This is a genomic window from Stenotrophomonas sp. 1L-E-5-B-C3, assembly GCF_057292075.1.
This window is the reverse complement of record NZ_JBXAWS010000005.1, coordinates 278,290-303,152: the sequence shown is the minus strand read 5'-3', so window position 1 is coordinate 303,152 and position 24,863 is coordinate 278,290. Positions and strand designations below refer to the sequence as shown.

The window sequence follows — 24,863 nt, the reverse complement described above, 5'->3', positions numbered from 1 at the left end:
CTGCACCACTACAACTGGCACCGTCCCCATATGGCGATCGGCGGCCAGCCACCTATCTCAAGAGTACGGCTGAACAACGTAGTGGGTTTACACAGTTAGTCGACTGCTCTCTGATCAGACCAAGGAAAAGGCCCGCGCTCCGCGCGAAAGTCGACTAACAGTCGACTCTGCCAATTGCCCACTCTACCCAGCCATCGTTTCGCGCCGCCGAGGCTCGCGCTTATTCCAGCTCGTGCTGGTGGCGCGCGGCGAGCAGCAACAGGTCGTTGGCGCGGCGGCAGCCCAGCGACTCCATCATGCGTGCACGGTGGGTTTCCACCGTCTTGACGCTGATGCCGAGGTCGGCGGCGATTTCCTTGTTGCTCTCGCCCTTGCCGATGCGGCGCAGGATCTCGCGCTGGCGCGGCGACAATGCGGCGATGCCGGTGGGTTTCTCGCGCCCAAGCATCGGCGCCAGCATCTTGGCGGAGATCTGCGGGCTCAGGAATACCTGGCCGGCGTGCGCGGCGCGCAGCGCCAGTTCCAGTTCCTGCGGTGCGGCATCCTTGACCAGGAACCCGACCGCACCGCGATCGAGTGCATCGCGCACGTGCGCGGCGTCGTCGTGCATGGTCATCATCACCACCCGGGTGCCAGGGGCGCGCAGGCGGATGTCGCTGAGGGCTTCCAGGCCGGTGCGGCCGGGCAGTGACAGGTCCATCAGGATCACGTCCGGGGCGTGCTGCAGGGCCAGCTGCAGTGCCTGCTCGGCATTGCTGGCCTCGGCGACGAGCTGCACGTCGGCAAACCCCTGCAACAGCCGCGCAAGGCCGGCGCGGACAAGGGTGTGATCGTCGACGATGAGAACTCGCACAGGCACGTTGGAGGTCCGTGAGGGGAGTCCACCTTAACTTAGCTGAACGGGCACGCCAAGGGCCGTCCGTACTGCTTCATGCTGACAGCTTTCAGCGTGCGCGACGCGCTTCGGCCACCTGGCGACGATGCAGGCGGAACAGATGCCGCTCCATCGCCATTTCCAGGCCGTCACCGAGGCGCTGGAAGCGCAGCCAGAGATAGTGACCACCGCCGCCATCAGCGGCTTCGGCAATCACCTCCACCGGCAGGTCAATATGGTCGGGCAGCCAGTCGCTGGGCTGCAGGCGAACCACGCCGGCCTGGCCGGGACTGGCGCCGCTGCGCGGCCCCAGTTGCAGGCGGATGCCGCGGCGTGACCAGCGCACCGGGCGCAGGGTCAGCTCCTGGCCCTGCTGGCGAACCAGCCGGCCGAGCAGCACCATCGCCAGGTCCAGCTTGGCCTCCAGGCGCTGCAGCTGCAGGCTGGCTTCACTGCGTTCTTCATGTTCGTCGACCCGGCTGTCCTCGACAAGCGCCAGGCTGCGCAGCAGGCCTTCGGCGCTGCTGGTACGGCCAGCGGCGCTGCCCGCTTGAAATTCGGCCGGCAGTGCCAGTTCGCAGCTGAGCGTTTCGTCGAATAGTTCGCTCTCGGCCGGGTGGTGCAGCGACGTGGTCGGCAATTGGGTCATGCCAGCGATTCTGCCTGCAGGTAGGCATGCGCCGCGCGAAGGGAACGGCGGCCATCATGCAGCTGCACCGATACCGCATCGCGGCGCTGGCGCAGCAGGCCGAGCAGGCTCTGCTGACGTTCCAGCAGCGCCGACAGCGGCGCGTGGTCGGCATCGGTCAGTGGCTGGCTCAGCAGGGCGTGCAGGGCGCTGTCGTGGCCATCCAGCAGGCTGTCGGCCTGTTCGAAGGCTTCTTCGCCGAGCGCCTTCTCGAAGGCATCGAGCTGTGCGTTTAGCTCAAGCACGCTCATGGTGCCACCGCCGCCGGGCGTCGCTGCTCATGCGGAATCGCATTCCAGGCGCTGTCGATCTCGCCCAGCAGCTGCAGCGACTCATCCAGCGCGGCACGGTCGTTGTGCAGGTTGGCCTCGGTCAGGCGCTGCAGCACATAGTCATACAGCGCCGACAGATTTCCGGCGATCTCGCCGCCGGCTTCATGATCCAGCGAGCCGTTGAGGTGGCCGACGATCGCACAGACCTCGCCGATCGCCTTGCCCTTGCCGGCCTGGTCGCCACGCTCGAGGCTGGCCAGGGCTCGCCGCACGCGCTCCAGCGCGCCGGCCAGCAGCATCGCCACCAGCTTGTGCGGATCGGCATCGGCGACCGCACTGGTCACTCCCACCTGGCGGTATTGCTCGGCGTACTGACGGCTGGAACCGTACATTCGTGATTCTCCCTTGCGCTGGGTGCCGGCGTGCGGTCGAAAGGGACCGTTGGCGCCGGCGCTGCGATGATTGCTGTTGCGTCCGTTATCGGTGCGTACGACGCCAAACTTGAGCGTCGCACGCGTTTCCTCAGCGGTTCAGCTGTGACAGCTGCTGCGACAGCGTGTTGCTGCTCTGCTGCAGCTTGCCCATCAGGCTGTCCAGTGCCACGAACTGCTTCTTGTAGCGGGCTTCGACACCGACCATGCGTGCGTCCAGGTCCTTGCGACGCTTGTCGATGTTGTCCAGGGTGCTGTTCAGGCCCTTGGTGCGGGCGACGAATGCACCTTCCTTGCCGACCGTGGTGCTGACGTAGCCGTCGACCATCGTGTACAGCCGGCCGGCGCCGCCGGTATCGCCGGTGATCGCCTGGCGGATCTTTTCGGGTTGGGCGGCGAGGGCGGCAGCGAACTTGGTGGTATCCAGCACCAGGGTGCCATCGGCGTTGGGGTAGCCACGCGTCTGCAGGCCCAGCGCCTTGGCGTCGAGCTTGTCGCCTGCAAGGTCCAACAGCACGCCGGACATCGTTGAACGCAGCTGGGCGAGCGCGCCGCGCATCTGTGCATCGCCGGTCAGCGCGGAGGCTTCCTTGGTCTTCGCGTCGTACTTGGTTTCAGTGTTGATCGCCGCGATGGCCGCGTTGTAGGCGGTCACGAACTCCTGCATCACCTTGGTCGCGGCGGTGGTGTCGGTGCTGATGACGACGGTGCTCAGTCCCTTCACCTTCAGATTCAGGGTCAGCCCCGGCACTGCGTCGGTCACGGTGTTGCTGGCGCTCACCACTTCCACGCCGTCGATGGTCAGCAGTGCATCGGTGGCCGGGCTGTTTTCCTTAAGGCTGCCGACCAGCGCGCCCAGTTTCGGGTCGCTGCCACCGTACTCCAGCTTGATCGCGCTGGCCGCGCCGGTCTTTTCCTGCGCGATGGACAGGTACTGGTTGTCGCCGGAACTGATCAGCGTGGCCTGTACGCCTTCCTTTCGGCCGGCGGCATCGATCTTGTTGCGCACCGTGGTCAGCGTGTCGCCGGCCTCGACCTCGATGTTCATGGTCTTGGCCTTGTCGCCCACGCCGACGGTCAGCGTCAAGGTTCCGGCGCCGAAGGTATCGGTCTTGGGCACCGAGGTGTCGGCGATCAGCTTGTGCGCCGACGCCAGGTTCTTCACCTCGATCTTGTGGGTGCCATTGGAGGCGGCCGCCTTGCTGGTGCCCAGGTCGTACAGCGCCACCGACGCCGTCAGCACATCGTCGGTGTTGCCTGGCTGTGCCTTGCCGGTGGCGGTCACAGTACGGGTGTCGAAGGCCGTGGTGGCTTTCAGTGCAGTCAGAGCGGTCTTCAGCTTGTCGAAAGCCGAGGTGACCGTGCCGACAGACGACAGCTGCATCTTGGTCTTGGACTGCTGCAGGTTCAGTGCATTGTCGGCGGGCTTGCGGTCGGCTGCGACCAGCTTGTTGACGATGTCCGAGATGTTGAGTCCCGAGCCAATGCCACCGTATCCAAAGTCTGCCACGTCGTTTCTCCTGGTATACGGGCCTGGCCGTCGTGCGGTGGCCCGTCGTCAACGAAAATAGCGGCCTGCGCCGCTGGGTCTTGAGGACTTCGTTGATGCATGCGCCGTGCCAATGGTCTGGCGCGGGTTCTGGCACGCAGGTTGCAGGAGGGTTGGGGCAGGGTGCGGGGAAGTTCACCGCGGGCTGCCGGGAGTCTGCAAAAGACCCTCCCCCAATGCAGGGGAGGGATCAGGCTACTGACAATCGGGGGGAGACGAAGCCGCCCGGTACGTACAGTCAAAGGTACAGCGCTGAAAGAGAGGTCCGCAGGAGCGGGCGATGCCAAGCCGGTTCGGGAGAGTTCCCGGGCCGGGCATGGCCCGCGCCTTCGTGCACCGTGGCTTCCGGGTTGCCGCTGCCATCGGTTCAACCCGACGGCAGCGGCGCCTTCTTCCCGTGGATCAGCGCAGCAGGCTGAGCACGCCCTGCGGCACCTGGTTGGCCTGGGCTAGCATGGCCGTACCGGCCTGCTGCAGGATCTGGGTGCGGGTCAGTTCGGCGGTTTCCTTGGCAAAGTCGGTGTCCTTGATGCGGCTACGCGAAGCCGACAGGTTTTCCGACGAGGTCTGCAGGTTGGCCACCACCGAGGTGAAGCGGTTCTGCACGGCGCCGAGGTCGGCGCGGGTGCTGTTGATCGCACCCAGGGCCTTGTCGACCACTTCCATCGCCTGCTGTGCACCCTTCACGGTGGACACGTCGATCTTGTCGGCGTACTGCTTGTCCGGAATCGTGGCGTTGCCGGTCACTGCAATGCCGGTGCCGGTCAGCTGTACCAGCGCGCCATCCTTGTCGATGCTGTCTTTGACCGAGGTCAGGGTGATCTCGCCGGTGGTGGCATTGGCTTCAGCGAGGACGCCGGTTTCACCGATCTTGGCATTGATGTGGGTGGCCAGTGCCTGGCCAGCCTTCGCCGCGGTGGTGCCGGTCAGATCGAGCTTGTCGAACTTGACCGTACCCTGCGAGCTACCCAGGCTGAATGCAGCGATGGACACATCGCCATCCGCATCCGGGGCAACGACGGTAGCTGCGATGGTGCCGGTGACGAACTGTGCGCCGCCCAGGGCGTTGGTCTTGGCATCGATGGTCTTGTCGATGGCAATGGCCTGGCCCGCATTGGCGCCGACCTGGAACAGCTGGCTGGAGAACGAGCCGTCCAGCAGCTTGGTACCGTTGAAGTCCGACTGCTTGGCAACGCGGTCGATTTCCGAGACCAGCTGGGTCACTTCAGCCTGCAGCGCCTTGCGGTCGCTGGCCGAGTTGGTGGCGTTGGACGCCTGCACCGACAGCTCGCGGACGCGCTGCAGGTTGTTGCCGATTTCGGTCAGCGAGCCTTCGGCGACCTGGGCCAGCGAGATGCCGTCGTTGGCATTGCGGATGGCCACGTCGGTACCGCGGATCTGGGTGCCGAAGCGCTCGGAGATGGCCAGGCCGGCCGCATCGTCCTTGGCGCTGTTGATGCGCGAACCGGAGGACAGGCGCTGGATGGTGGTGGCCAGCGAGCTGCCGCTGGTGCTCAGGTTGCGCTGAGCATTCAGCGACATGGTGTTGGTGTTGATGACTTGTGCCATGGTGCTTTTCCTTTGGCGAAGGTGGAACGTAGTTCAGGAACCGGGCGGCAGCTCAGCCACCGCCCGGTGGTCGATCAAGGAGCGGATCAGCGCAGCAGGCTGAGCACGCCCTGCGGCACCTGGTTGGCCTGGGCCAGCATGGCCGTACCGGCCTGCTGCAGGATCTGGGTGCGGGTCAGCTCAGCGGTTTCCTTGGCGAAATCGGTGTCCTTGATGCGGCTGCGCGAAGCCGACAGGTTCTCCGACGAGGTCTGCAGGTTGGCAACCACCGAGGTGAAGCGGTTCTGGACCGCACCGAGGTCGGCGCGGGTGCTGTTGATCGCACCCAGGGCCTTGTCGACCACTTCCATTGCCTGCTGTGCACCCTTCACGGTGGACACGTCGATCTTGTCGGCGAAGTTCTTGGCCGGTGCCGTTGCCGGGGCAACCACGTCATCGGTATAGGTTGCGCCCGTGGCAGCCACAGTGATGCCCTTGTAAGCGCCGTCCTTGTCGACGCTGTCCTTGACCGAGGTCAGATCAACGCCGGTACCTGCCGAATTGACTTCGGCGTAGACGCCGGTTTCACCGATCTTGGCATTGATGTGAGCAGACAGTGCCTTGGCGGCCGCCTTCTGGGTGTCCGCGGCCACGCCGGTGCTGGCAACCTTCAGGTCATCGAACTTCACCGCATTGCCCTTGCTGTCGGTGATGGTGATGCCGGTGATGTTCGCGGCGTCGGCCGGAGCAGCCGGAATCGTGACGGCGAGCTTGCCGCTGGAGAACTGCGCACCACCCAGGGCATTGGTCTTGGCATCGATGGTCTTGTCGATGGCAATTGCCTGGCCAGCGTTGGCACCGACCTGGAACAGCTGGCTGGAGAACGAGCCGTCCAGCAGCTTGGTGCCGTTGAAGTCCGACTGCTTGGCGACGCGGTCGATTTCCGAAACCAGCTGGGTCACTTCGGCCTGCAGTGCCTTGCGGTCACTGGCCGAGTTGGTGGCGTTGGAGGCCTGCACCGACAGCTCGCGGACGCGCTGCAGGTTGTTGCCGATTTCGGTCAGCGAACCTTCGGCGACCTGGGCCAGCGAGATGCCGTCGTTGGCATTGCGGATGGCGACGTCGGTACCACGGATCTGGGTGCCGAAGCGCTCGGAGATCGCCAGGCCAGCGGCGTCATCCTTGGCGCTGTTGATGCGCGAACCGGAGGACAGGCGCTGGATGGTGGTGGCCAGCGAGCTGCCGCTGGTGCTCAGGTTACGCTGAGCATTCAACGACATCGTATTGGTGTTGATGACTTGTGCCATGAGGAGAGGTCCTTGAGCGGTTGCACGTGAGTTGGGTTAGACGCCCCCGACGTGCCCCGGGGGCGGCTCATGTCAGCGCTGCAACAGGCTGAGCACGTTCTGCGGTACCTGGTTGGCCTGGGCCAGCATGGCCGTACCGGCCTGCTGCAGGATCTGGGTGCGGGTCAGTTCGGCGGTTTCCTTGGCGAAGTCGGTATCGCGGATGCGGCTGCGCGAGGCCGACAGGTTCTCCGAGGAGGTCTGCAGGTTGGCCACCACCGAGGTGAAGCGGTTCTGGATCGCACCGAGGTCGGCGCGGACGCTGTTGACCGACTCCAGGGCCTTGTCGACGATCGACAGCGCCTTCTGCGCGCCTTCGGCGGTGGTGACGTTCAGGTCCTTGACGAAGCTGGCCGAGGTGCCGGTGAGCGTGCCGCCATTGGTGCTGGTCTCGGTCAGGCCGAGGCCGGCGATGGTCGCGGCGGTGGCGCCGGTCGGCGGGGTCGCGGCGCTGACGCCGAGGGTGAAGGTCTGGCCGTCCTTGACCGAAGCCAGGCTGATCACGCCGGCATTGACCGAGGCCATGACGCCGGTTTCGCCCAGCTTGTTGTTGATCGCAGCGGAGGTGGCCGAGGTGATCGACTCGCCCGCCTTCACGGTGAAGTCGTTGACGGTGATCGTGGTGGCGGTGCCGCCCGGCGGGGTTACCGAGATCTGCAGGCCGGAGTAGGTGGTGTCGGCGGTGGCCTTGTCGGTCGCCAGCGCGGTGCCGGTGTAGCCGTTGGCGAAGGAGGCGGCGCCCAGCGAATCGGCCTTGGCGTTGACCACGCTGTTGATGGCGATGGCCTGGCCGGCGTTGGCACCCACCTGGAACAGTTGGCTGGTGAAGGAGCCGTCCAGCAGCTTGGTGCCGTTGAAGTCGGCCTGCTTGGCGACGCGGTCCACTTCCGAGACCAGCTGGGTCACTTCGGCCTGCAGGGCCTTGCGGTCGCTGGCCGAGTTGGTGGCGTTGGAGGACTGCACGGCCAGTTCGCGGATGCGCTGCAGGTTGTTGCCGACTTCGCTCAGCGAGCCTTCGGCGACCTGGGCCAGCGAGATGCCGTCGTTGGCGTTGCGGATGGCTACGTCCAGACCACGGATCTGGGTGGTGAAGCGCTCGCTGATGGCCAGGCCGGCCGCGTCGTCCTTCGCGCTGTTGATGCGCAGGCCGGACGAGAGGCGCTGGATGGTGGTAGCGAGCGAGCTGCCGCTGGTGCTCAGGTTGCGCTGAGCGTTGAGCGACATCGTATTGGTGTTGATTACCTGTGCCATGGGGTCGTCTCCTCTTATATGGAACCCGTTGGTGAATGAAACGAAGCGCCGCCTGTTTTTTTGTGTGGCTGTGTGCTTCGCTGTTGCCAAATGAATAACGGCGCTTTGTCAACAACCTTTAGCCGTGAATTCCGTTGAGGCCGGATTTCGTTGCCGGAGGCCGTTTTTCCGGGCTTTTCGAGCCCCGGAGGAGGCGGTTGGGCATGCCCAGCCAGCGCTGATGAAGGTATCGGCGGGGCAGCGGCGGGCTTGATGGGTAATCACGGAAAATCCGCCGGGCATGGCCGGGCGCTACCAGAGCCAGCCATTCGGTAGCGCCGGGCCATGCCCGGCGAGCGCAGCGGGCGATGGCCGCAGAAACGAAAAAGGCCGCGATGCAGGGCATCGCGGCCTTTCAGGGGTGACGCAGGAGATGCGTCAGCGGATCTTGTTGAACAACGACATCGACTGCATCTGCGAGAAGATCGTCTGCGCAGCCTGCAGTGCCGTGCTCTGCAACTGGTACTGGCTCAGCGCATCGGCATAATCCAGGTCGCGCATCTGCGACAGCGTGGTCTTCAGGGTTACGCCGTTGGCTTCACGCATGTCGGCGGCATTGTCCAGCGCCTTCAGCTGTGCGCCGCCGGCTGCACGTGAGTCGATCATCCGTTCCGACGCGCGTGCCACGTCGCGCAGCGCATTCTGCAGCTCGTTCTGCTGTGCGCTCATCTTCGCCGTGGTGCCGGTATCGGCATCCAGCGCGGCGATCAGTTTGTCCATGGTGTTGAAGATGTCGCGGCTGGTCGCAGGCTTCACATTGAAGCTGTCGCCCGCAGCGGGGGCACCGGTGATCTGCAGGCGCACCCCGTTTACTTCGAGATTGTCACCGGCCTTGTAGGTGCCGGTACCGGTCACGTTGCCGGCGCCATCGAGCACTTCGTACTGGTTGGCTGCGGTGAAGCGGACGCTGAAACTCTGGCCGTTCCAGCTGTCGCTGCCGTCGCGGGTGATGTTGGTCAGCACGCCATTGCCGGTATTGCCCGCCGCGGCACCGCCGTCGACGAAGCCATCACCGGTTGGGATGCGCATGAAGATCTCGCTGCCGGGCAGGGAATCACGCACATAGGTATCCGGGCCGACTTCGACCTGGCGCTGGGTCTGGTCACCACGGTAGACCACCTTGCCATTGATCTTGGCGAACGGCGGGTCACCGTCGTTGGTGCCGCCGAACACGTAGCGGCCGGTGCCGTCGTCGGCGTTGGCCAGCGACAGCAGGCCGTCGCGGATCTGGTTCAGTTCGGTGATCAGCGTCTTTTTGTCGGCCGCGCTCAAGGCGGGGTTGCTGGCCTGGATGGTCAGGTCGTTGACCCGACCCATCAGATCGTTGACCTGTGCCAGGGTGTTTTCCTGCACGCCCAGGCGGTTCTGCACGTTGCCGGCATTGAGCTTCATCCGGTCCAGTGCGGCCAGGCTGCGGTCCAGGCCAACGGCAGCACCGGCGCCGACCGGATCGTCCTTGGCGCTGACGATCTTGCTGCCGGTGGCGATCTGCTGCTCCAGGTGGCTGAGCTTGGCCTGCTTGGCCATCATCAGCGACACGGACTGGTTGAACATCATGCTGGTGGAGATGCGGCTGCTCATCGGCGGACGGCTCCCAGGATTGTCTGGAACATGCTGTCGGCGGTGGAGATCAGCTGCGAGGCGGCCTGGTAGGCCTGCTGCAGGCGCAACATGTCGGCCGCTTCTTCATCCAGATTGACGCCGGATACCTCGTCGCGGGCCTCCTGCGCCTTGTCATTGATCACCAGCTGGGCATCCAGCGAGTACTCGGCCGAACGGGCCGCGGCACCGACCTGGGTGGTCAGGCCACCCAGCGCGCCGTTCAGCGTCACCGTGCCGGCGTTGAACGCCTTGGCGCTCTCCACCTTGGCCAGCTTGGAGGCATTGCTGTTGTCGGAGGAGCCGGCCGGGGTCGGGGTGATGTTGAAGGTGTCGCCGACCTTGGGCGCACCGTCCAGTACGAAGCTCCAGCCGTTGGCGCTGATGGTCTGGCCAGGGGTGTAGGTCTGTGGCGGGCCGCCATCGATGGTGTAGGTGGTGGCCGAGGTGAACACGATCGCCGCCGGATTGCGCAGGTTGGCGTTGTTCGAATCGGTGACGGTGACGCCGCTCAGCTTGCCGGTGCCGGTGTTGGCGGTGGCTGCGGCGCCCTTGACTGCCGCAGCGGCAGCAATGCGCGACGGATCGGTGATCGCGATCTCCATGCTGCCGGCCACGCCGGCGGTCGGCTGCAGCAGGAAGCGGTCATTGGCAGCCGGAGTGCCGCCGACAACCATTTTGACGCCGTTGATCACCAGCGGATCCGCGGCCGTGCCGGTGCCGGTCAGCGGAACATTGGCGCCGGTGTCGGCACGGCTGGCCTTCCAGTTGCTGCCATCGAACTGCAGCACCACGTTCTGCGCGTCCAGCTTGCCCAGGTCGCCATAGGTGGCGGTGAGGCTGGCGGTGCCGGTGTTGGCATTGTTGGCGGTGACGCGCGGATTGCCGATGTTGAAGAAGTCGCCGCCCAGCTTGCCGTACAGGTCCACGCCCTGGTGGTGGGCCTGGTTGAAGCTCTCGGCCAGGCCCACGGCCAGCTTGCCCAGTTCGGCCTGGGCCGGGGTCAGCACGGTGTCGCGGAACTCCAGCAGGCCGCCGATCTGGCCACCGACCGCCTTCGGGTCGAGCCGGATCGTATTGCCCTGGGTTTCAAGCGCCAGCTGCAGGCGTTCCGGCTGGTACGGGTCGGCCACGGTAGTGACCTTGGTCGCCGTGGTGCCCACCACCAGCGCGTTGCCGCCGGCGGTGTAGACATTCATGATGCCGCCGTCCTGGATCACCGCCGTGCCGCCGGTGTAACCAATCAGCTGGGTGATCAGCTGGTCGCGGCGGTCGAGCAGGTCGGGGGCGGCGTTGGCGATGTTGGTGCCGATGGCACCATTGATCTGTGCGATCTCCTGCGCCAGGCGATTGACCTCGGTGGCACCGGCCAGCAGGCCGTTGTTGACCTCGCCGTTGAGATTGTTCAGGTGCGTGTTGAGCTGCACGAAACGGTTCGCCAGGGCCTTGCCGCCATCAAGCATGTTCTGGCGGTCGGCGGTGCCGGCGGCATTGGAGGACAGGCCGCTGACCGAGTCGAAGAAGTTCGACCACACACCGGAGACGTTGGTGGCCGGATCGGAGAACAGCGCATTGACCCGGTCGGCCATGCCCGAGAGCTGCTTCAGGCGCGCCAGTTCGCCGCTGCTGTCGAGCAGGCGCGAGATCGCCAGCTGGTCGGCCGTGCGGCGGATGTCGGTGATGCGGGTACCGTTGCCGACCGTGCCGTAACCGTAGTTCTGCGGATCGGCGGTGGCGAAGTTGACCTTCTGCCGGCTGTAGCCAGGCGTGTTGAGGTTGGCCACGTTGTGGCTGGTGGTCGCCAACGCACGCTGGAAGGCGAGCAGGGCACCGGTACCGGTGGAAAGTACGCTGGACATGGGGTTCCTCAACGACGAGTGATACCCAGCGCCGCGGTTGCGGTGCTGGCGAAGGTCTGGCCAAGGCGGCTGCCTGCATCGGCCACGGCGCTTACGGCGCGCTCGATGGTCGGGCCGCCGGCAATCGCGGCGATCTTGGCCGCGTAACGCGGATCGGTGGCATAGCCGGCGCGCTGCAGGCCACGGGCGAAGCCCTGCACGTCAGTACCGGCCTGCAGGGCCTGCTGGTAGCGCGGGCTGGTCTTCAACAGGCGCACGTAGTCGGCGAAGCTTTCGGCCGGCGAGCTGTAGGCGCGGAAGCTGGCGGTCTCGTTGCGGCGCACGCCATCGACATATTCGTGGGTGCCGGCCACGGCGCGCTGGCCGTTCCAGCCGTTGGCCTTGATGCCGAACAGGTTGTGCGAGGTGCTGCCGTCGGCGTGCTTGATGTGGCGCTTGCCCCAGCCGGTTTCCAGTGCGGCCTGGGCCACCAGGGCGCGGGCATCCACGCCCAGTTCCTTGGCCGCGCTCTGCGCGTGCTGCCAGATGCTGGCGACGAAGCCTTCCGGGGTGTGCTCGCCTAGCTGAGCCACGGCGGTACGGGTGGCCATCGCGTCAGCCGGGTTGATCGCCGTACCGCGATTGCTCGCCGTTGCGGACCACTGGTCGCTGCTGGCCGCCCAGTCATCGCCCTGCAGGCTGCCGATGTACGGATCGTCGGTGCCCAGCGAGCGGTGCATGCTGCTGCTTTCACGGCCAGCGATCAGGTCCAGCGCCTGTTCCATCGGCGCAACCGCGGCCTGGGCGCCATGTTGGGCACCGGCAGCCATCTGCAGCAGCAGGCGCACGGCCTGGCCGCCGTCTTCCAGTGGCAGTGACGGTGCTGGCTTGGCCGGCGCGTTGAGCTGGTAGGCGCGGCTGGCCTTGGCCGGGTCCACGCGGGTATCCAGTGGCGGACCTTCGGCGGCCTGCCCGGACAGCTGGCGGCTGATCATGCCCGACAGGCCCAGGCCCTTGCCGCGGGTCATCGCCTCGGCAATCTTCTGGTCGTACATGTCGCGGAACATCTTGTTTTCGCCGGGGAACAGCGAATCGCCAAAACTGGCGTCACGCATGCTCTTGACCAGCATCTGCGCGAACTGGCCTTCCAGCTGGCGCGCGACCTTGTCGATCTTGGCCGGATCGTTCTGTTGCGCCGGGTGCAGATCGAATGCGGGAGTGATGCGCATATCAGATCACCTCGAGCTCGGCACTCAGTGCGCCGGCCTGCTTCAGGGCTTCCAGGATCGCGATGAGATCGCCTGGTGCTGCGCCGACCGCGTTCACCGCGTGCACGATCTCGTCCAGGGTGGTGCCGCCGCTGAACTTGAACATGCGGCTGCCGTCGTTGGTGGCGGTGATGGTCGACTGCGGGCTGGCCACGGTGCGGCCGCCGGACAGCGCATTGGGCTGGCTGACGTTGGTGTTCTCCTGGATCGTCACCGTCAGCGAACCGTGCGAGATCGCCGCCGGGCCGACCTTCACCTGCTGGCCGATGACCACGGTGCCGGTACGCGAATTGACCACCACCTTGGCCGGGGCGCTGCCCGGCGTCAGTTCCAGGTTCTCGATGCGGGCCAGCAGGCCGATGCGCGCGCCCGGGTCAGTAGGTGCGGTGACCGCGACGGTCACGCCATCGACTGCGCGTGCCGCGCCTTCGCCGAACGCATTGTTGAGCGCGGCGACCATGCGCGACACCGTAGTGAAATCGTTATTGTGCAGGTTCAGGGTGATGTCGCCGCCATTGGCCAGCGGATCGGGCAGAGCGCGCTCAACGGTGGCGCCGTTGGGAATGCGGCCGACGCTCGGTACGTTCACCGAGACGCGGGAGCCGTCCTTGCCTTGTGCGCCGAAGCCACCGACGATCAGGTTGCCCTGGGCGATGGCGTAGATCTGGCCGTCGGCGCCGCGCAACGGCGCCATCAGCAGCGAACCGCCACGCAGCGACACCGCGTTGCCGATCGAGGACACGGTGATGTCGATCGGCTGGCCCGGCTTGGCGAACGGCGGCAGTTCGGCATGGATCGCCACGGCGGCCACGTTCTTCAGCTGCGGGTTGACGTTGGCCGGCACGTTGACACCCAGCTCGCCCAGCAGGTTCTTCAGGCTCTGCACGGTGAAGGGCGCCTGGCTGGTGCGGTCGCCGCTGCCATCCAGGCCGACCACCAGGCCGTAGCCGACCAGCGCATTGCCGCGCACGCCGCCGACCTGGGCCAGGTCCTTGATGCGCTCGGCACTGGCGGGGGCTGCCACGATCAGCAGCATCAGCGCGACGATCAACGCCGCGCGGCGCCGCCAGGAAGAAGAGAAGAAGGAATTCATGGCCATACTCAGAACGGCGTCAGGCCGGAGTTGAAGAAGCGGCTCAGCCAACCCATCGCGTTGGACTGCGCGACCGGGCCGCGACCGCCGTAGACGATGCGGGCCTCGGCCACGCGGCTGGACGGAATGGTGTTGTCCGGGCTGATGTCGCCGGGACGGACGATGCCCTGCACCTGCACCAGTTCATCGCCCTGGTTCAGGCGCAGGTTCTTCTGCCCCTGCACCACCAGGTTGCCGTTGGGCAGGCGCTGGATCACGGTGACCGTGACGTTGCCCTGCAGGCGGTTGCTCTGTGCGCTGTTGCCCTTGCCGGTGAAGTCACGTGCACCCTTGGCCGTGGCGCTCAGGATGTCCTTGCCGCCCAGGGTGACCGGTGCGCCGAAGATGGACGGTGTGCCCAGGCTCAGGTTCGATTCCTTGTTGGTGGCGGTGTTGGCACTGGTCTGTGCGGTGGTGTTTTCCAGCAGGCTGATCGTCAGCAGGTCGCCTACGTCGCGTGCGCGACGGTCCGAGTACAGCTGCAGGGTCGGGCCAGCGGCGTAGATCGCGCCAGCGGTCGGCTGGGCCTGCGGCGGCATGATCGGCTGGATCGGTGCCATCGTCGGGTAGGGGCGCACGTCGCCCGCGATCACGCAGCCACCGAGCAGGGCGGCCACGGCGCAGGCGAGGGCGGTACGGGCGAAGTTGGAAAGGGGCGACATGGCGGTTTCCCGGTTGGGCCGGTCAGAGCTTGTTGTTGAGGTAGCCGAGCATCGAGTCGGTGGTGGAGATCGCCTTGGCGTTCATTTCGTAGGCGCGCTGGGTTTCGATCATCGACACCAGCTCTTCCACCACATTGACGTTGCTGCCTTCCAGCGCACCCTGCACCACGATGCCCAGGCCATTGAGGCCGGGATTGCCGTTCTGTGCCGGGCCGGACGCGGTGGTCTCCAGGAACAGGTTCTCGCCGCGGGCCTGCAGGCCGGCCGGATTGACGAAGTCGGTCAGGGTCAGCGCGCCCACTTCCACCGAAGCGGCACCGTCGGCCATCTTCACGCTGATGGTGCCGTCGGTACCGATGGTGACCGACTGCGCGCCTTCGGGAATCTGGATGCCCGGCTGCACCGGATAGCCGCTGTTGGTGACCAGCTCGCTGTCCTGGTTGATCTTGAACGAGCCATCACGGGTGTAGGCCGAGCTGCCGTCGGGCATCTGCACTTCGAAGAAGCCGCGGCCGTTGACCATCACGTCCAGGGCGCGGCCGGTCTGCTGCTGGCCACCCTGTTCGAAGTTCTTGGCGGTGGCGACCACGCGCACGCCGGTGCCGAGCTGCAGGCCGGTCGGCAGCTGGGTCTGCGCCGACGAGGAACCACCGGGCTGGCGCACCTGCTGGTACAGCAGATCTTCGAAGCTGGCACGGTCCTGCTTGAAGCCGGTGGTGTTGGTGTTGGCGAGGTTGTTGGAAACCACCGACATGCGCATCTGCTGCGCATCCAGTCCGGTTTTTGCGATCCACAATGCCTGGTTCATCTTCGCTGTCCTGTCTGGTGAAGCCTGCCACGTAGTGCGGCCCTTGAATTCGGGTGTGCAAGCGGTGTGCCAGCGCCGGCATCAACCGGCGCCGGAATCCCGTCAGCTGCCCAGGCGCAGCAGGCTGTTGGCACTGCGTGCGTTGTCGTCGCCGTGCTTGATCACCTGCACCTGCATTTCGTACTGGCGCTGCAGCTGGATCATCTGCACCAGTGCACCGGCGGCATCGACGTTGCTGCCTTCCAGCTGGCCGCTGTGGACTGCCGTGCCCTGTGCCGGGGCGAACGGCTGCAGCGGGTCGGTGTTGCGGAACAGGCCATCCAGGCCGCGTTCAAGGCGCTCGTCCGGTGCCTGCACGACCTTGATCCTGCCGATCTGAGCCATGGTCTGCGGGCCTTCGCCCTGCGGAATGATCGAGATCGTGCCGTCGGCACCGATCTCCATCGCCTGGTAGGGCGGAATGGCGATCGGGTTGTTGTTGTCGTCCAGCACCGGGCGGCCGCTGGAGGTCACCAGCTGGCCGTTGGGTGTCACCGACAGCGCCGCGCCGCGCGTGTACGCTTCGCTGCCATCACTGGACTGCACGGCCAGCCAGGTGCCGGTCTGCAGAGACAGGTCCAGCGGCTTGCCGGTGATGTGCTGCGAGCCGGGCGTGCGGTTGAACCCGGCGTCGACATGCAGCGCATCCACCCGCGAGGCAAAGCCCGGGCCACGGATCGGGAAGGCTTCGGTATTGGCCAGCGCTTCCTTGAAGCCAGGGGTATCCGAGTTGGCGAGGTTGTGGCTGAGCGTACCCTGCGCCTGCAGGGAGGCGCGGGCACCGGTCATCGCCACGTAAAGGGCTTTATCCATGCGGGGAGTTCCGTGACAGGGTCAGCGCGTCATCAACGGATGTTGATGACGGTCTGGGTGATCTGGTCCTGGGTGGTGATCATCTGCGCGTTGGCCTGGAAGTTGCGCTGCGCGGTGATCATGTTGACCAGCTGCTCGGTGAGGTCGACGGTGGACGCTTCCAGTGAGCCGGCCTGGATCTTGCCGAGGTTGGAGGTGTCCGGCATGCCGGTGCGCGGCGTGCCCGAGCTGAAGGTATCCACCCACAGGTTGTTGCCCTTCGATTCCAGGCCCTGCGGATTGTTGAAGGTGGTCAGTGCAACCTGGCCCAGCGGCTTGTCGGCACCGTTGGAGTAGCGGGCGTAGACCACGCCGGTTTCCGATACGGTGATCTCGTTGAGCTTGCCGGCGGCGTAGCCGTCCTGCTGGGTGTTGCGCAGCGCGAACTTCTCGCCGTACTGGGTCGAGCCGCTGACATCGAGCGTCATGTTCAGCACGCCGGCGCCGGTGGTCGGGGTGAAGGTGCCGAGGCTGACCTTGCCGTTGGCAGGTGCAGTCAGCTTGCCGCTGTTGTCAAAGGTGACCGGGGTCGGCGCGCCGGCCGGTTGGCCATCGACGTAGTTGCGCACCGTCCATTCGTTGGGGTTGGCGCCCTTCACGAAGTAGGACACCTGGATGTGGCTCACGCCCAGCGAGTCGTACACGGTGATGCCACCGCTGGAGTGGTTGTAGCTGTTGGAATCGGTCGGGTCGAAGGTGGTGACCGTCGGCTGCTTGGCGTTGGCAGGCAGGGTGAAGCCGACCTTGACCTCGCTGGTCTGCTTCGGAGCGCTGTCGGTGGTCAGCAGCTGCAGGTCGACCATGCGGCCGGCGTCGAAGTTGGTGCCATCGGCATTCGGTGCGAACACCTGCAGGCGTGCGCCCTGCGGGTTGATCACGTAGCCGGACGGATCGGTCTGGAAGTTGCCGGCGCGCGAGTACACGCGGGTGCCGTTCATGTTCATGGTGAAGAAGCCTTCACCGGAAATGGCCATGTCCAGGCTGCGCCCGGTCTGTTCGTTGTGGCCCTGCTTGAACTGCTGGGCGACGTTGGAGACGCGCACACCCGAACCGACCGCGTTCTTCGACAGGCCGTAGCCGGTAGCCGAGAACAGGTCGGCGAATTCCGCGCGCGATTCCTTGAAGCCGGTGGTGTTGACGTTGGCGACGTTGTTGGCGGTGACGCTCAGGTCGGAGTTGGCGGCATTGATGCCGGACAGCGAGACATTGAAGCCCATGGGATGCTCCTGGTAAGTGCGGGGTGTGCGGCTCAGCTGACGCGGAGCACGTAGTCGATCGGGGCCGTGCCCAGGCCCTTGAGGTTCAGGTACAGGCCGTCGGAACCGACGGTCACGCTCTCCACCGGTGCCTGCACGAAGGTGGACAGCTTGGTGCTCTTGCCGGCGGTGTCGACATGGTTGGCGACGATGGAATACTTGCCGGGCTCCATGCGCTTGCCGTTGGCATCCTTGCCATCCCACTTGAAGGCGGTTTCGCCGGCGGCCTTGGCTTCCACGCTCAGCGAGGTGACCTTGGCGCCGTTGGCGTCGGTGATGTCCACGGTGACGATGCCGGCCGCCGGTGCGGCAACGGTGCCTTCCACCGTGCCTTCCTTTTCCAGTACCAGTTTTTCCGAAGGCACCAGCACCTGGTGGCCGACCAGCGCGGCGCCACGCAGCACCTGGTCGCTGGCCATCGATTCCTGGAAGCCCTTGACCGTCTTGTTCAGATCGGTGATGCCCTGCACGGTCGACATCTGCGCCATCTGCGCGACCATCTGTGTGTTGTCCATCGGCTTCAGCGGATCCTGGTGCTGCAGCTGCTCGGTCATCAGTCGCAGGAAATCGGCCTGGTCCAGCGTGTTCTTCTTTTTCGTGGCGTTGCTGTTGGGAGCGTTCAGGCCGAGCGCGGAGTAGACGTCCTGGTTGGTCTGGTTGTTGACGGCGGTGGTCATGGCGGTATCCGGTGCTGCGGGCCTCAGCGGCCCATGGTCAGGGTGGCCAGGGCCAGTTCCTTGGCGGTGGTCAACATCTCCACGCCGGCCTGGTAATTGCGCGAGGTCGAGATCAGGTTGACCATCTGTGCCACCGGATCGACGTCGGGCTGGTAGATGTAGCCGTCGGCGTCGGCCAGCGGATGGCCCGGCTCGTAGCGCTTGATCGGCGCCGCCTCGCTCTGGGTGATCTCCTTCACCTTCACCGAGGTGATGTTCGGATCGTTCTTGCTGGTGACAGCCTGGAAGATCGGCTCCAGCGGCTTGTACACAGCGTCGGCGGAACCGGCTACGGTGTCGGCGTTGGAGAGGTTGGAGGCGATGGTGCTCATGCGCACCGACTGCGCCTGCAGCGCGGAGCCGGCGATGTCGAAGATCGGCAGGTTGCTCATGGCTTATTGCCCCGTGATCGCAGTCAGCATGGAACGCACCTTGCTCTCGACGAAGCTGAGCGAGGCGCGGTACTCGAGCGCGGCACGGCCATAGGCGGCACGCTCGGCATCGGGATCGACGGTGTTGCCGTCGAGGCTGGGCTGCACGCCTTCGCGCGCGATCTGGAACGGGTTCAGGCCACTACTGATCTCGTAGTGCTGCTCGTTGGTGGTGGTCATCAGGCCGTTGGCATCCTGCCCCTGGGCATGGCGCAGGGCGGCATCGAAGTCCAGGTCCTGGGCCTTGTAGCCGGGAGTGTCGGCATTGCCGAGGTTGCTGGCGATCAGCTTCATCCGCTGTTCGCGCAACGGCATGGCCTGGGCGTGGACGCCCAGGTAGTCGGTAATCAGGTTGCGCACGATGCACTCCCACGGGAACGTTGCCCGGGAAGCTGCAAGGGGTGTGCCAAAGGCGCGGGGTCAGATCCCCGCAGGGGCTCTGACCCCGTGGTCGACGCGTTGCGATGCGGGGTCGGACCCCGTTCCGGGATCCGACCCCGCGGCCGGCCTTACGCCGCCATCGCCACCTTGCGCAGGCGGTCCAGCACGAAGTCGGCCAGCTCGTGCGGCGAATACTTGGCGACGAAGGCATTGGCGCCGACGCGCTCGACCATCGCATTGTTGAATACGCCCGACAGCGAGGTGTGCAGCAGCACATACAGGCCGGCCAGGCCAGGATGGCGCCGGATTTCCGTCGTCAGCGTGTAGCCGTCCATGGCCGGCATCTCGATGTCCGAGATGACCATGGCGTAGCGCTCGGCAGGGTTCTCGCCCGAGGCGTGGATCTGCAGCAGGTGGTCCAGCGCCGCCTTGCCGTCCGAGAGCAGGGTGGCGCCCACCCCCAGCTGGTCCAGCACGCTGCGGATCTGCTGGCGGGCCACACGCGAGTCGTCCACCACCAGCACCTGCAGCTGCGGGCCATCGGACGGCATCGCCATCGCCGGGTCGAGCACGGCTTCACCGCGCACCTGGGCGATGTCGGCCAGCACGCTCTCAACGTCGATCACCTGGATCAGCTCGCCCTGGAAGCGGGTCACCGCAGTCAGGTAGCTGGATTCGGCGCCCAGTTCCGGCGGCGGATGGATGTCTTCCACCGCAATGTTGACGATGCGCTCCACGCCGCTGACCAGGAAGCCCTGGATGGAACGGTTGAATTCGGTGACGACCAGGTAGCCGGGCGCGGTATCGGCATCCGGCTCGCGCTCGGGGTGGCCGATCGCCAGGCCCAGGTCCAGCACCGGTACCGAGCGGCCACGCACGTCGGCCACGCCGGCGAACTGGCTGGGCAGGCCGGGCACCTGGAACAGTTCCGGGCGGCGCAGGACTTCCTGCACCTTGAAGACATTGACGCCAAAAAGCTGACGTCCGCCGAGGCGGAACAGCAGCAGCGCCAGGCGGTTGTGGCCGGCCAGTCGGGTTCGCTGGTCGATCCGGTTGAGCAGGTCATGGGACATGGCTGCTGTATCGGCGTGGTGGCCGCCGAACTTGAGGGCGCTCTGTCGACCGCGCGTTCCGCACCGTTTTGTAGAGTCGACTGCTCTTTGATCCGATCGCGGGAAACTCCGCGCTTCGCGCGAAAGTCGACTGACAGTCGACTCTACCCATCCGGCCCCATGCCCATTCCCATCCCGGTCCCGATCAACACGCCCTGTCGATCTGGCACACCCCTTGCACGCACCTGGGCCAGGTCTTACCGATAAGGAGGCGCCATGCGCCGGGTCACATCTCTATTCGCCATCGCGCTGGCCGCGGCCTCGCCGTGGGCGGTCGCTGCCGACTGGCAGCCGGTGGCCAGCATCCGCGCGGCAGCGTTGTCGACGCTGGCGGCCGGCAGCGAGGGTGAGGCCCAGGTGGCCGATGCGCTGCGCTTGCCCAGGTGTGGTGGCGCATTACAGGTGCAGCCGACCGCCAACACCACGGTGGAGGTCAGCTGTCCCGATGCCGGTGGCTGGCGCCTGTTCGTACCGGTGAAGGTCCGGCGCAACCAGACCGTACTGGTGCTCAACCGTGGAATCGGCACTGGAGAAACCCTCACTGCCGCCGATATCACCACTGCCCAGCGTGATGCCGCCCGGATTGCCGGTGCGGTGCTGGCCGATCCCAATGCGGCGATCGGCCGCATCGCCCGTCGTCCGCTGCAGGCCGGGGCCCTGCTGTCGAACAACGATCTGGTGGTGCAGCGTCTCATCAAGCGCGGAGACAGTGTGGCCCTGGTTTCGCGTCGCGGCTCGGTCGAGGTCCGCATTGCCGGCCGCGCGATGGGTGATGCCGGTGAGAACGAACGGGTTTCGGTAGAGAACCTGTCCTCGCGGCGGATCGTACAGGGTACGGTCGATGCCGCAGGTGACGTAATCGTGGCGCGTTGAATTACTGCAGAATATCCCTAAAGATCACGGCCCTGCGGCCGTTATCCCTTGTGTACGGCAACTCCAGGACACCCCATGAGCCAGAAAATCGACGGCAACCTGCAGGTCCCCCAGGCACTGCGCAGCGTGACGACCCCGGCCAACAAGCCCGGCGTCAGCAGCGATGCGCCGACCCGCCCGGTCGAGGCGGCCGACAGCCTGCGCCTGACCGGCGAGGCCACCAATCTGCAGGCCATCGAGCGTGAGCTGACCACCGCACCGGCGATCGACGCCCAGCGCGTGGCGGCCGTGCGCGAATCGCTGCAGAACGGCACCTACAAGATCAATCCGGACGCGATTGCTTCGCGCATGCTCGAGCTGGACCAGCAGCTGCACGGATGACCGCGGCGATGAGCGAGCCGCTGCAGCGCCTTGCCCAGGCCCTGGACGTTGAACGCCAGGCCCTGGTCGAGCACGACGTGCACGCCCTGATCCGGGCGACCGGTGCCAAGCTGGAAGCGCTGCGTGCGCTGGAAGGCGCGCCGCCGGTCGGCGAGGGCGAACAGCTGCAGGAACTGGCCGAGCGCAACCGCGCCAACGGCGTACTGCTGTCGCGGCGACGCCGCGAGGTCAACTGGGCACTGCGCCAGCTGGGCCGCACCGAGGATGCCTCGGCCTACGATGCCAAGGGCCAGTCGCATACGGTCACTGCGCGCCGCCCACTCGCCGTCGCCTGACGCGACGGCGGTCGCACAACCCATTCCGGCGGGCTGAAGCCCGCTGCATGACCGCGTATATTGGGCGCCTGTTCGAACGCCCCGAGTCGCCGTGTCCGCTGCCAACGCCCTGGTTACCGCCCCCCTTCCGCCGCAGCCGGTGCTGCAGGCATTGCTTGAGCGCCTGCGCGAAGGCCTGCTGCTGTTCACCGAAGACGGGCAGGTGGCCCTGGCCAACCCGGCCGCCCAGAACCTGCTCGCCAGTGGTGAGGATGGCGCCTTGCCGCCGCCGCAGCGCCTGCGCGAACTGCTGCCGCCCGATGCGCTGGAGCAGGCGCGCCAGCACGGCCATTGGAATGGCAGCCTGCCGCTGGGCGAGGGCGTGATCATTGCCCACCTCTACTATCACGGCCCGGTCGGCCAGGGGCATTTCCTGGCCCTGTTCCGCCACATCGAAGGGCAGGAAGACTACGAGCGCGAGCTGCAGCAGCGGCATGCCGAGCTGCGGCAGGCCTATCTGCGCCTGAACGGCACCCAGGAAAAGCTGCTGCAGTCGGAGAAGATGGCCTCGATCGGCCAGCTCGCCGCCGGCGTTGCACACGAGATCAACAACCCGATCGGTTACGTGCACTCCAACCTGGGCAGCCTGCAGGAGTATCTGCGCAGCCTGTTCACCGTCATCGAAGCCTATGAGCGCGCGTTGCGTGCGCCGGACCCGAAGGCGCTGATCCCGGAAATCGACGATATCCGTGACCGCCTGGACATCGATTTCATCAGCCGCGACCTGCCGCAGCTGATGGCCGAATCACGCGAGGGCATCGAGCGGGTCACCCGCATCGTGCGCGACCTGAAGGACTTCTCGTACTCCGGCCGCGATGAATCGTGGAAGCTGGTCGACCTGCATTCCGGCCTGGAATCGACCATCAACATCATCTGGAACGAACTCAAGTACAAGGTGCACCTGGTGCGCGAGTTCGGCCAGCTGCCGCTGGTGGAGTGCCTGCCGTCGGAGTTGAACCAGGTCTACATGAACCTGCTGCTCAACGCAGGCCATGCCATTGCCGAGCGCGGCACCATCACCGTGCGCACCGGCGTCGATGGCGATCATGTGTGGGTGGAATTCGAGGACACCGGTGGCGGCATCTCGCCGGAACTGCGCCAGCGCATCTTCGATCCGTTCTTCACCACCAAGCCGGTGGGCAGCGGTACCGGCCTGGGCCTGTCGATCTCCTACAGCATCATCAACAAGCACCACGGCCGCATCGACCTGGACAGTACCCCGGGCGTGGGTTCGCGCTTCCGCGTGGTGCTGCCGGTGAAGCAGCCGCGCTGACCGCTTATGGTAGTGCCGGCCGCTGGCCGGCAACCTCATTGAACCCGACATCCAGAGCAGCCGGCCAGCGGCCGGCTCTACCAGAGGGGATCGTTACCGCAACGGACGATCCTCGCCGCCATCGACTGGTTCAGCCGGCGCCGGCCCGGCATTGCTGCGGCGCTGTTCCTCGTAGGTGCGGAACGCCTGGTGGATGTGCTTGCGCAGCTCGTCGTCGTTCCACGGCTTGGTCAGGAACCGGTAGATCGCACCACGGTTGATCGCATCGGTCACCGTGTTCAGATCGGTGTAGCCGGACAGCACCAGGCGGATCGTGTCCGGGTACAGCATCTTCACCCGGCCGAGGAACTCGGTGCCGCTCATGTCGCTCATGCGCTGGTCGGACAGGATCACCTGCACGTCGTTGATCGCCAGCAGGTCGAACGCATCGCGCACGTTGCCGGCGGCCAGGATGCGGTAGCCGTCGCGACGGAACAGGCGCACCAGCGAGCGCAGCACGTTTTCTTCGTCGTCCAGCAGCAACAGCGTGCGGTCCGGCCGCGTTTCGGCGAACGCTTCCGGGCGCAGGTAGCGACGGCGCAGGGTCATGCCGGCGGCATCGGCCGACATCGGCTCGCCGAACAGATAGCCCTGGAACACATCGCAGTCGTTGCGGCGCAGGAAGCCAAGCTGTGCCTGCGATTCCACGCCATTGGCAATCACCGTCATGCCCAGCTGGTGGCCCATCGCGATGATGGCGCGGGCGATGGCGGCCTCGCGGTTGCCGGCCGGCGCGCTCTTGATGAAGCTGCGGTCGATCTTCAGCTTGTCCACCGGGTAGCGCACCAGCGCGCTCAGGCTGGAGTCGCCGGTGCCGAAGTTGTCCAGGCTCAGGCTGATGCCTTCGTTGCGCAGGTTGGCCAGCGTCTCGTGAACGAAGTTGACGTTGTTGGTCAGTGCGCTTTCGTTGATTTCCAGCGTCAGCATCTGCGCGGGCACGCCCGAGGCCTGGATCACCCCCATCACTTCGGCAAAGAAGTTCGGCCGCAGCAGCTGCAGGGTCGATACGTTCACCGCGATGGTGAAGTCGTCGAAGCCCTGGTCGCGCCACAGACGCGCCTGCTTCAGCGCACCCTCCAGCACCCAGGTGCCGATCTGCACGATGATGCCCAGCCGCTCGGCGGTGCGCATGAAGCGCTCCGGCACCAGCATGCCCAGCGTCGGTGACTGCCAGCGCAGCAGCGCCTCCATGCCCACCACGTGGCCGTCGCGGGCGCTGACCAGCGGCTGGTAGCGCAGTTTCAGTTCGCCATTGGGAATGGCATCGACGATCTGTCGCGCGATGATGCTTTCACTGTGCGCGCTCGGCGGGGTGTCCACGGCGTGGATGCGCACCGCGTTGCCGCCTTCGCGGGCGGCCTGGTACAGCGCATCCTCGGCGTGGTCGAGCAGGCGCGAAGTGCTGCTGGCATGTTCCGGGCACAGGCTTACGCCCAGCTTGCCGGTCATGAACAGCGTGTACGGCAGCACCGACAGCGGAAGCTCCATCTGCTGGCGGATTTCCTCGGCGAAGTCCTCCGGCAGCGGCACATCCGCAGTGCGCGGAACGGCGATCAGGAACTCGTCGCTGCCGTGGCGCCACAGCTTGCCGCGTCCGCGCAGGTAGGACTGCAGCCGTTGCGCCACCAGCACCAGTGCCTGGTCACCCACCTCGGCGCTCATGTTCTCGTTGACCGATGCAAAGTGGTCGATGTCCACATGCATCAACATCAGCGGGGTGCCGCCGGAGGCCGCTTCGGTGACCATCACCTGCAGTTCGGGGTTGCCGGCGCCGAGGCGGTCGGGGGCATCATCGATGCTGACCGGCGGCTGGTTGGGATTCCACATAGGC

At 65.9% G+C, this 24,863-nt stretch carries 25 protein-coding genes and 1 pseudogene; 5 read left to right on the top strand and 21 right to left on the bottom strand.

Annotated features, from left to right (window positions below; genetic code table 11):
* Positions 1 to 99, top strand: a pseudogene (locus AC0Z6F_RS09340) (IS481 family transposase); the annotation flags it as partial.
* 121 nt (positions 100 to 220) lie between these two features.
* On the opposite strand, the gene AC0Z6F_RS09335 reads toward AC0Z6F_RS09340, so the two are convergent.
* From AC0Z6F_RS09335 to AC0Z6F_RS09240, 20 genes are all read right to left on the bottom strand, one after another.
* On the bottom strand, positions 221 to 853 hold the full coding sequence (locus AC0Z6F_RS09335) for a response regulator (protein WP_032970105.1): 633 nt from the start codon (positions 851 to 853) through the stop codon (positions 221 to 223).
* 91 nt (positions 854 to 944) lie between these two features.
* The gene (locus AC0Z6F_RS09330; RefSeq protein ID WP_006365893.1) at positions 945 to 1,523 is read right to left on the bottom strand and encodes a PilZ domain-containing protein; all 579 of its coding nucleotides are present in this window, start codon (positions 1,521 to 1,523) and stop codon (positions 945 to 947) included.
* Positions 1,520 to 1,813, bottom strand: a complete 294-nt coding sequence (locus AC0Z6F_RS09325) for a flagellar protein FliT (RefSeq protein ID WP_012510978.1) — start codon at positions 1,811 to 1,813, stop codon at positions 1,520 to 1,522. Before AC0Z6F_RS09325 ends, AC0Z6F_RS09330 begins: the two co-directional genes overlap by 4 nt.
* Positions 1,810 to 2,226 carry a flagellar export chaperone FliS gene (gene fliS / locus AC0Z6F_RS09320; protein ID WP_005416447.1) on the bottom strand — a complete coding sequence of 139 codons (417 nt, stop codon included), beginning with the start codon at positions 2,224 to 2,226 and terminating at the stop codon, positions 1,810 to 1,812. The genes AC0Z6F_RS09325 and fliS overlap by 4 nt, the downstream gene beginning before the upstream one ends.
* Positions 2,227 to 2,356: 130 nt before the next feature.
* The gene (fliD, locus tag AC0Z6F_RS09315; protein WP_485617118.1) at positions 2,357 to 3,775 is read right to left on the bottom strand and encodes a flagellar filament capping protein FliD; all 1,419 of its coding nucleotides are present in this window, start codon (positions 3,773 to 3,775) and stop codon (positions 2,357 to 2,359) included.
* Between the two features lie 441 nt (positions 3,776 to 4,216).
* Positions 4,217 to 5,383, bottom strand: a complete 1,167-nt coding sequence (locus AC0Z6F_RS09310) for a flagellin (protein ID WP_153675548.1) — start codon at positions 5,381 to 5,383, stop codon at positions 4,217 to 4,219.
* Between the two features lie 86 nt (positions 5,384 to 5,469).
* Complete coding sequence (locus AC0Z6F_RS09305) at positions 5,470 to 6,669, bottom strand: flagellin (RefSeq protein ID WP_153675550.1); 1,200 nt, start codon at positions 6,667 to 6,669, stop codon at positions 5,470 to 5,472.
* 72 nt (positions 6,670 to 6,741) lie between these two features.
* Positions 6,742 to 7,959: a flagellin gene (locus AC0Z6F_RS09300; protein ID WP_053449679.1), complete on the bottom strand. Its 1,218-nt coding sequence runs from the start codon at positions 7,957 to 7,959 to the stop codon at positions 6,742 to 6,744.
* A 417-nt stretch (positions 7,960 to 8,376) separates the two neighbouring features.
* Positions 8,377 to 9,579 (bottom strand): flagellar hook-associated protein FlgL, encoded by a 1,203-nt coding sequence (gene flgL / locus AC0Z6F_RS09295; protein WP_485617117.1) that lies wholly within the window; start codon positions 9,577 to 9,579, stop codon positions 8,377 to 8,379.
* Entirely contained in the window at positions 9,576 to 11,456 is a 1,881-nt protein-coding gene (flgK, locus tag AC0Z6F_RS09290; RefSeq protein ID WP_485617116.1) for a flagellar hook-associated protein FlgK, read from the bottom strand. Before flgK ends, flgL begins: the two co-directional genes overlap by 4 nt.
* Before the next feature lie 8 nt (positions 11,457 to 11,464).
* A complete protein-coding gene (flgJ, locus tag AC0Z6F_RS09285; protein ID WP_485617115.1) occupies positions 11,465 to 12,664 on the bottom strand; it encodes a flagellar assembly peptidoglycan hydrolase FlgJ in 1,200 nt (399 codons plus the stop codon).
* A 1-nt stretch (position 12,665) separates the two neighbouring features.
* Complete coding sequence (locus AC0Z6F_RS09280; protein ID WP_100434596.1) at positions 12,666 to 13,802, bottom strand: flagellar basal body P-ring protein FlgI; 1,137 nt, start codon at positions 13,800 to 13,802, stop codon at positions 12,666 to 12,668.
* A gap of 2 nt (positions 13,803 to 13,804) precedes the next feature.
* Positions 13,805 to 14,497 carry a flagellar basal body L-ring protein FlgH gene (gene flgH / locus AC0Z6F_RS09275; RefSeq protein WP_065723231.1) on the bottom strand — a complete coding sequence of 231 codons (693 nt, stop codon included), beginning with the start codon at positions 14,495 to 14,497 and terminating at the stop codon, positions 13,805 to 13,807.
* Positions 14,498 to 14,519: 22 nt separating this feature from the next.
* The gene (gene flgG / locus AC0Z6F_RS09270) at positions 14,520 to 15,305 is read right to left on the bottom strand and encodes a flagellar basal-body rod protein FlgG (RefSeq protein WP_485617114.1); all 786 of its coding nucleotides are present in this window, start codon (positions 15,303 to 15,305) and stop codon (positions 14,520 to 14,522) included.
* A 102-nt stretch (positions 15,306 to 15,407) separates the two neighbouring features.
* A complete protein-coding gene (locus tag AC0Z6F_RS09265) occupies positions 15,408 to 16,157 on the bottom strand; it encodes a flagellar basal body rod protein FlgF (RefSeq protein WP_065723232.1) in 750 nt (249 codons plus the stop codon).
* Positions 16,158 to 16,189: 32 nt separating this feature from the next.
* The gene (flgE, locus tag AC0Z6F_RS09260) at positions 16,190 to 17,413 is read right to left on the bottom strand and encodes a flagellar hook protein FlgE (protein WP_006366152.1); all 1,224 of its coding nucleotides are present in this window, start codon (positions 17,411 to 17,413) and stop codon (positions 16,190 to 16,192) included.
* Between the two features lie 32 nt (positions 17,414 to 17,445).
* Positions 17,446 to 18,129: a flagellar hook assembly protein FlgD gene (locus AC0Z6F_RS09255; protein WP_006366154.1), complete on the bottom strand. Its 684-nt coding sequence runs from the start codon at positions 18,127 to 18,129 to the stop codon at positions 17,446 to 17,448.
* 23 nt (positions 18,130 to 18,152) lie between these two features.
* Positions 18,153 to 18,560, bottom strand: coding sequence for a flagellar basal body rod protein FlgC (flgC, locus tag AC0Z6F_RS09250; protein WP_005416461.1), 408 nt, complete (start codon positions 18,558 to 18,560; stop codon positions 18,153 to 18,155).
* Between the two features lie 3 nt (positions 18,561 to 18,563).
* A complete protein-coding gene (flgB, locus tag AC0Z6F_RS09245; RefSeq protein ID WP_006366156.1) occupies positions 18,564 to 18,959 on the bottom strand; it encodes a flagellar basal body rod protein FlgB in 396 nt (131 codons plus the stop codon).
* A gap of 149 nt (positions 18,960 to 19,108) precedes the next feature.
* On the bottom strand, positions 19,109 to 20,053 hold the full coding sequence (locus AC0Z6F_RS09240; RefSeq protein ID WP_006366257.1) for a chemotaxis protein: 945 nt from the start codon (positions 20,051 to 20,053) through the stop codon (positions 19,109 to 19,111).
* 255 nt (positions 20,054 to 20,308) lie between these two features.
* Here AC0Z6F_RS09240 and flgA point away from each other — a divergent pair, with 255 nt between their 5' ends.
* From flgA to AC0Z6F_RS09220, 4 genes are all read left to right on the top strand, one after another.
* The gene (flgA, locus tag AC0Z6F_RS09235; protein ID WP_485617113.1) at positions 20,309 to 20,965 is read left to right on the top strand and encodes a flagellar basal body P-ring formation chaperone FlgA; all 657 of its coding nucleotides are present in this window, start codon (positions 20,309 to 20,311) and stop codon (positions 20,963 to 20,965) included.
* 75 nt (positions 20,966 to 21,040) lie between these two features.
* A complete protein-coding gene (flgM, locus tag AC0Z6F_RS09230) occupies positions 21,041 to 21,346 on the top strand; it encodes a flagellar biosynthesis anti-sigma factor FlgM (RefSeq protein WP_006366323.1) in 306 nt (101 codons plus the stop codon).
* Positions 21,343 to 21,681 (top strand): flagellar protein FlgN, encoded by a 339-nt coding sequence (locus AC0Z6F_RS09225; protein WP_006366325.1) that lies wholly within the window; start codon positions 21,343 to 21,345, stop codon positions 21,679 to 21,681. The genes flgM and AC0Z6F_RS09225 overlap by 4 nt, the downstream gene beginning before the upstream one ends.
* A 91-nt stretch (positions 21,682 to 21,772) precedes the next feature.
* Complete coding sequence (locus AC0Z6F_RS09220; RefSeq protein WP_006366327.1) at positions 21,773 to 22,993, top strand: ATP-binding protein; 1,221 nt, start codon at positions 21,773 to 21,775, stop codon at positions 22,991 to 22,993.
* 93 nt (positions 22,994 to 23,086) lie between these two features.
* On the opposite strand, the gene AC0Z6F_RS09215 is transcribed toward AC0Z6F_RS09220, so the two are convergent.
* Entirely contained in the window at positions 23,087 to 24,859 is a 1,773-nt protein-coding gene (locus tag AC0Z6F_RS09215; protein WP_197581025.1) for an EAL domain-containing protein, read from the bottom strand.
* Positions 24,860 to 24,863 lie beyond the last annotated feature (4 nt).